Annotated in this window: 5 protein-coding genes, 1 pseudogene and 1 riboswitch (1 of these 7 running past the window's edge); of the genes and pseudogenes, 3 read left to right on the top strand and 3 right to left on the bottom strand. The window is 62.0% G+C overall.

Going from position 1 to position 4,871, the window contains the following annotated elements; genetic code table 11:
• A pseudogene (locus tag K728_RS19765) lies at nt 1-349 on the top strand (DNA gyrase/topoisomerase IV subunit B) (it extends 1,765 nt beyond the left edge of the window).
• Nucleotides 350-414: 65 nt separating this feature from the next.
• On the opposite strand, the gene K728_RS0116190 reads toward K728_RS19765, so the two are convergent.
• Both K728_RS0116190 and K728_RS0116185 read right to left on the bottom strand, forming a co-directional pair.
• Nucleotides 415-1,860: a multicopper oxidase family protein gene (locus K728_RS0116190; protein WP_024477346.1), complete on the bottom strand. Its 1,446-nt coding sequence runs from the start codon at nt 1,858-1,860 to the stop codon at nt 415-417.
• A gap of 10 nt (nt 1,861-1,870) precedes the next feature.
• The gene (locus K728_RS0116185; RefSeq protein ID WP_019483233.1) at nt 1,871-2,140 is read right to left on the bottom strand and encodes an SHOCT domain-containing protein; all 270 of its coding nucleotides are present in this window, start codon (nt 2,138-2,140) and stop codon (nt 1,871-1,873) included.
• Nucleotides 2,141-2,442: 302 nt separating this feature from the next.
• Between K728_RS0116185 and K728_RS0116180 the strand changes: the two genes are divergently transcribed.
• Nucleotides 2,443-2,766 (top strand): heavy-metal-associated domain-containing protein, encoded by a 324-nt coding sequence (locus K728_RS0116180; RefSeq protein ID WP_019483232.1) that lies wholly within the window; start codon nt 2,443-2,445, stop codon nt 2,764-2,766.
• A gap of 233 nt (nt 2,767-2,999) precedes the next feature.
• On the opposite strand, the gene K728_RS0116170 is transcribed toward K728_RS0116180, so the two are convergent.
• On the bottom strand, nt 3,000-3,407 hold the full coding sequence (locus tag K728_RS0116170; protein ID WP_019483230.1) for a metal-sensitive transcriptional regulator: 408 nt from the start codon (nt 3,405-3,407) through the stop codon (nt 3,000-3,002).
• 302 nt (nt 3,408-3,709) lie between these two features.
• A riboswitch (cyclic di-AMP (ydaO/yuaA leader) is annotated at nt 3,710-3,926 on the top strand.
• Nucleotides 3,927-3,929: 3 nt separating this feature from the next.
• Between K728_RS0116170 and K728_RS0116165 the strand changes: the two genes are divergently transcribed.
• Complete coding sequence (locus tag K728_RS0116165; RefSeq protein WP_019483229.1) at nt 3,930-4,823, top strand: C40 family peptidase; 894 nt, start codon at nt 3,930-3,932, stop codon at nt 4,821-4,823.
• Nucleotides 4,824-4,871: the final 48 nt, after the last annotated feature.

Here is a 4,871-nt window from a genome sequence, read left to right as displayed (position 1 = left end):
CCCGCCGTTGCACCGGGTCGAGGTGGTCAACCACGGGTCAAAAACGAATGACACCATCTACACCTACTCCGAGCAGGAACTCTCCCGGCTGCTGGCAGAGTTGGAAAAGCAGGGCAAGCGTTACAAGGAACCCATCCAGCGGTACAAGGGGCTCGGTGAGATGGACGCCGAGCAGCTGGCGGAAACCACCATGGACCCGAGGCACCGGACTCTTCGGCGGGTGCGGATCCAGGAAGCCGAATCGGCTGAGCGGGTGTTCGATCTGTTGATGGGCAGCGACGTCGCCCCGCGCAAGGATTTCATCGTGGCTGGCGCCGCCTCCCTGGACCGGGAGCGGATTGACGCCTGACCCCTCGTGGGGTCAAGTCCCGCCAAGGGCACAAGGTCAGTCGGATAAGTCTTGCTACGGATTTGTCAGCGGACTTCGATGGTCCCCATCATGCCGAGGTCTTCGTGATCCAGGATGTGGCAGTGGTAGACGGAGCGTCCGCGGAAATCGTTGAAAGCCACCCGAACTTTGACACTTCCGTTGGCGGGCACGTTCACCACGTCCCGCCATATCGTTGTGTTCGCTACCTGGCCGTTTTCTTCAATAATTTGCATCGGCCAGACGTGCAGGTGGAACGGGTGGTCCATGGGGCTCGTGTTGGTCAGCGTCCATTCCTCCACATTCCCGGCCGCTACCGTTGTGTCTGTTCTGTCCCGGTTAAATTCGTTGCCGTTAATGGTGAAACGCATCATGCCCATGCCCCCGCCGGCCATGACGATTTCCCGGCGTGCCGCGATGGGGGCTGACCTCAGGTCTCCCAGTCCCTTTTGCGTGGTCGGGGCTGTCAGGGATGCGACCGGTTCGCCGGACACGTGGAGGGTGGCCAGCGCGAAGCCGTCGGGGCGGTCGGCCGGGTTGTTGCGTGCTCCGGATTCCCGTCCCGTCATTCCCGGCGCCCTTCCCCGGCGCTGGTAGAACGCTCGGAGCACGGAATCACCGGCCGGGATGGAGATGAGAAGATCGGCCCGGTTTCCGGGCAGCAGGAGAAGTCGATCCACGTTCTCGGGTGTTGGTAGGCGCCCGGAGTCAATGCCGAGAAGCTGCAGTTGCCCCTCGTCGACCTGTAGGCGGAGGTAACGGGACACGCACGTGTTGATGATGCGCCACCGTTCCCGTTGCCGGGGGCGGGCACTGAATTGCGGGTTGCTTTGCCCGTTGACCAGGATCAGTTCACCTTCCCGGCCCATCATCCGTTCCATCGCCGGGACTGCGACGATGTTTCCCAGTCCGTCCAGGGTGGTGTCCGAAATGACCAGTACCCGTTCCGTACTCACCTCGATGGGTTCCACATTCTCAACGATGATTGCTCCAAAGAGCCCGGCGAAGATCTGATCGGCGACCATGCCGTGGTGGTGTGGGTGGTACCAGTACACGCCAGGTGGATGATCCTCTGGGAGTTTGTATTCGTAGTCGAAGGTGTTGCCGGGGTCGACTGAGATGAAGACATTGTCCCCATTGTCTTCGGGAGAAACGTGAAGCCCGTGAACGTGCAGGTTGGTGGGCTGGTCCAGGTTGTTGACGAGTCTGATCTTGAGGACATCGCCAGCTTGTACGCGGAGTGTCGGGCCGGGGATACCCCCGTTGTAACCGAGGGCTGCGGCCTGTCGGCCGGCCAGCAATATTTGTCCCGGTGCGGCTTCCAGCCGTACCTGTAGCTGACCGTTGTTGCTTCGTAACTCTGGAGGTTGGATTAGTTCGCTTCCCGTGACGGGTGGCTCCCGCGTTGTTAGCGTCCAGATCAGGCCTGCACCTCCAGTCGCCGTCCCCGCGATGCCGAGTCCCCCCAGTAGCAGCGCTTGGCGGCGGCTGATGGGGGGTTTGCTACGGGCCCTCACCGAGAACTTCGAGCTGTTCGCGGTACTCGTCGGCGGTGAGTTCTCCCTTCGCGAAGCGCTCGTCCAGGATCTGGTGGGCGGTGCTCCGGCCGTGGGGCGGGCCGCCCACCCCTGAGGCATCCCGTGACGCGTATCCGACACGGCCTCCGTTGCCAAGGACCCTGACTGCGAGCAGTACCAACAGCACAATCCCGATGATCAGGAGGACGCCCCAAAGCCACATCCACGCTGATCCCTGCCCATAACCCCACATCATGCCGGATACCTTTCACCTCGAGATGATTTCCAGTCTCCGCCTAGCGTCGGCCCAAAAGTAGAGTCTTAGGTCCCAATCGGTCCCAGGGTGACTTCAGTCGCTGCGGGATCCGGGTACCCGGATCAACCCTTGACATATACCCCTAGGGGGTATACCTTATGAGTACCCAAGTGGGAAGTCCGGCCCTAAATGGGCCGCTTACTCCCAGAAGGTCCCTCAAGCAGCTGTAGCCAACGTGAATGACCCGGATGGCTACACCCGCTGATTCTCGAACAACCATTCCTCACTTTTTGGAGACCCTCATGTGCGGCACTTCTTCCGAACTGACCCTGACCGACACATCATCTTCCGGATGTGCCTGCTGCGCCCCCCAGGACAGCAAAGCCAAAACGGTTCCCCAAGCTGGCAGCATCAGCGCCAGTTTCGGTGTCGCTGGCCTGACCTGTGGGTCGTGCGCGTCCCGGGTTAGCTCTGCAGTCGGCGGGATTGATGACGTCACCGACGTCCAGATTGATCTCGTGTCCGGCGGGACCTCCACGGTCACCGTTTACAGTAACGAGGCGGTTCCCTCAGCAGCAGTACGCTCGGCGGTCGAGCAGGCCGGGTACCAGCTTTTGAGCGCCTGACTTTTTCCCTGGTCCGGCCGGATTTCCCGGGCGCGAGGTGGATCTCACCGATTCTGGGTACGGATGAACACCCTCGGGTGTGCTTCTGCCCGATGAGGCAGATAAAGTCACCGACGCGGGAATCGAAACCGTCTTCGTGGCCGTTCCCGAAGCTCATCCGGCCGGGCTAACCAATTGAAGCCACTCACGCCAACCTGATGAAGCCTGGGAGCGCATATGCGCCGACGGAAGGCTCAGCGCAGTAGTCTGCTGATTGCCTGTGTTGCTTCCTTGACCTTCGCGTCGACGGCTTCGGAGGACCCAGTGGTTTTGGCTTCTTGGGCTGCGGTGACGACGCAGTGTTGCAAGTGGTTTTGCAGCAGGCCCAAACTCACGGCGTGCATGGCACTGTTGACCGCCGCGACCTGGGTGAGAATGTCGATGCAGTACTGATCTTCGTCGACCATCCGTGCTATCCCACGGACCTGTCCTTCAATGCGCTTCAGACGCCGCAAATAGGCCGCCTTGTCCGGGGAATAACCGTGCACCGCACCGGCGGTAACCGGCTGATCCGCGACGGTGGACTCCGGCGCGGGGACTTCCGTGGCAGCTGCCCCAGGGGTGTCATCGGTACTGTTCCGAGGTCCGGCTCCGGCGTTCACGGCGCTATCCTTTCAATGCTCCGACCTGTTCTGGTCGGACCCAGATGAGGCCGTTGGTACGTCCTCGACCATGCGCTCTGCGCGGCCTTTATAAGTATCATCGACGATCCACCCCGCCGTGAACGCTCGATAGATGAAATAGGTTCCCTGGAGGGTCGGCGGCCCGCGGGTGCGGTGATCCTTGAAAATCCCGTTACCTTAACGTGACTTCGATACCACGGTGGGGTATTCTCATTCGAGTGATCCCGGCACCCCGCCGAGATCACATTCCCGCGCAGAATGCCGAGCCCTGCCGCTGCACCGGGACCCGTTCGCACAATCCAGATGGCAGGGACGGGGGAACCACGTTTCCACCGGGCCACCGCACGCGGTGACCCTCGGGGTTAAGTCGATCCGACTATCCAGTGCAGCACCTGCAGCATCGTTCGCGATTGCAGGTGCGGCACATAGGTTGCGGACGACCGGGTGACTCCCATCCGAACCCGACAGCTCACCCCGCAGGCATGGGAGAGGCAAACAATCATGTCACGTCAGTCCATTTCGGCACGCCACCGCGCCGCCACCACCCACTCCATCGCCCTCGAGGGTCTGACCCAGTCGGCCAGGACCAAGGCCGTAGCACTGGGCAAGCCAGCCATCATCGCCGTCGCGACCGGCAGCCTCGTCTTCTCCGTCGGAGCGACCGCCCACGCAGGAACCTACACCCAGGGCGCAGCAACCACCGCTCCGGCAGTCTCAGCACCCGCAACAGGAGTCCACACTGTCGCAGCCGGAGACACGCTGGGAGCGATCGCCGCATTGCACGGTATTAACCTCGACACCCTGTTGGCGCAAAACGGCCTATCCTACGCTTCAATCATCTACCCAGGTCAGCAGATCCAGCTCACCGGCGGCGCAGCCGTCAGTGCAGCCGTCAGTGCAGCCGCCGTTCCAGCAGCAACTGCAAGCCAGGCGTTCTACTCAACACCTGCACCAGCACCCGCCGCACCGGCAGTAGTTCCAGCACCGGCCGCACCCGCTGCCGATGCGGCACCAGCAATGATGACACTGGCCTCCGGTGCCATCACCCCGATCGCACCCGCAGCCAAGGCAGCTCCGGCCAGCGGAGTTGGCGCAGCACTGGTCGCCTCGGCCTATGGGCAGCTCGGTTCCATCCAGGACTGCACCATCCTCGTCGAACGCGCTCTGCGCTCCATCGGCCTGAACGTCGGCGACCTTGGACCCCTGCAGTTCGACCAGTACGGAACCCGGGTCTCCAGCCCCGCGCCCGGCGATCTCGTCGTCCGCCCCGGCCACATTGCCATCTACGTCGGCAACGGCAAGGTCATCAGCAGCGGCATGAACGGATCAAACCTCACCATCGAGCACCCACTGTCCGACCTCGGCGGTTCATACTTCGTACGAGTCAACGGCTAATACCCTGACTCACGGAGTTTCTTTGTGAACTGAATTGAAAGTGGCGGG

It is taken from the genome of Arthrobacter sp. CAL618 (assembly GCF_000468215.1).
Classification (GTDB): domain Bacteria; phylum Actinomycetota; class Actinomycetes; order Actinomycetales; family Micrococcaceae; genus Arthrobacter_D.
The sequence above is the reverse complement of the archived record's forward strand: the minus strand, read 5'-3'. Positions and strand labels throughout refer to the sequence as shown.

What these genes read in the sequence shown, in the direction of transcription:
- K728_RS0116165 (WP_019483229.1), top strand. Translation starts at nt 3,930, where the DNA reads ATGTCACGTCAGTCCATTTCGGCACGCCACCGCGCCGCCACCACCCAC.
- K728_RS0116185 (WP_019483233.1), bottom strand. Translation starts at nt 2,140, where the DNA reads ATGATGTGGGGTTATGGGCAGGGATCAGCGTGGATGTGGCTTTGGGGC.
- K728_RS0116180 (WP_019483232.1), top strand. Translation starts at nt 2,443, where the DNA reads ATGTGCGGCACTTCTTCCGAACTGACCCTGACCGACACATCATCTTCC.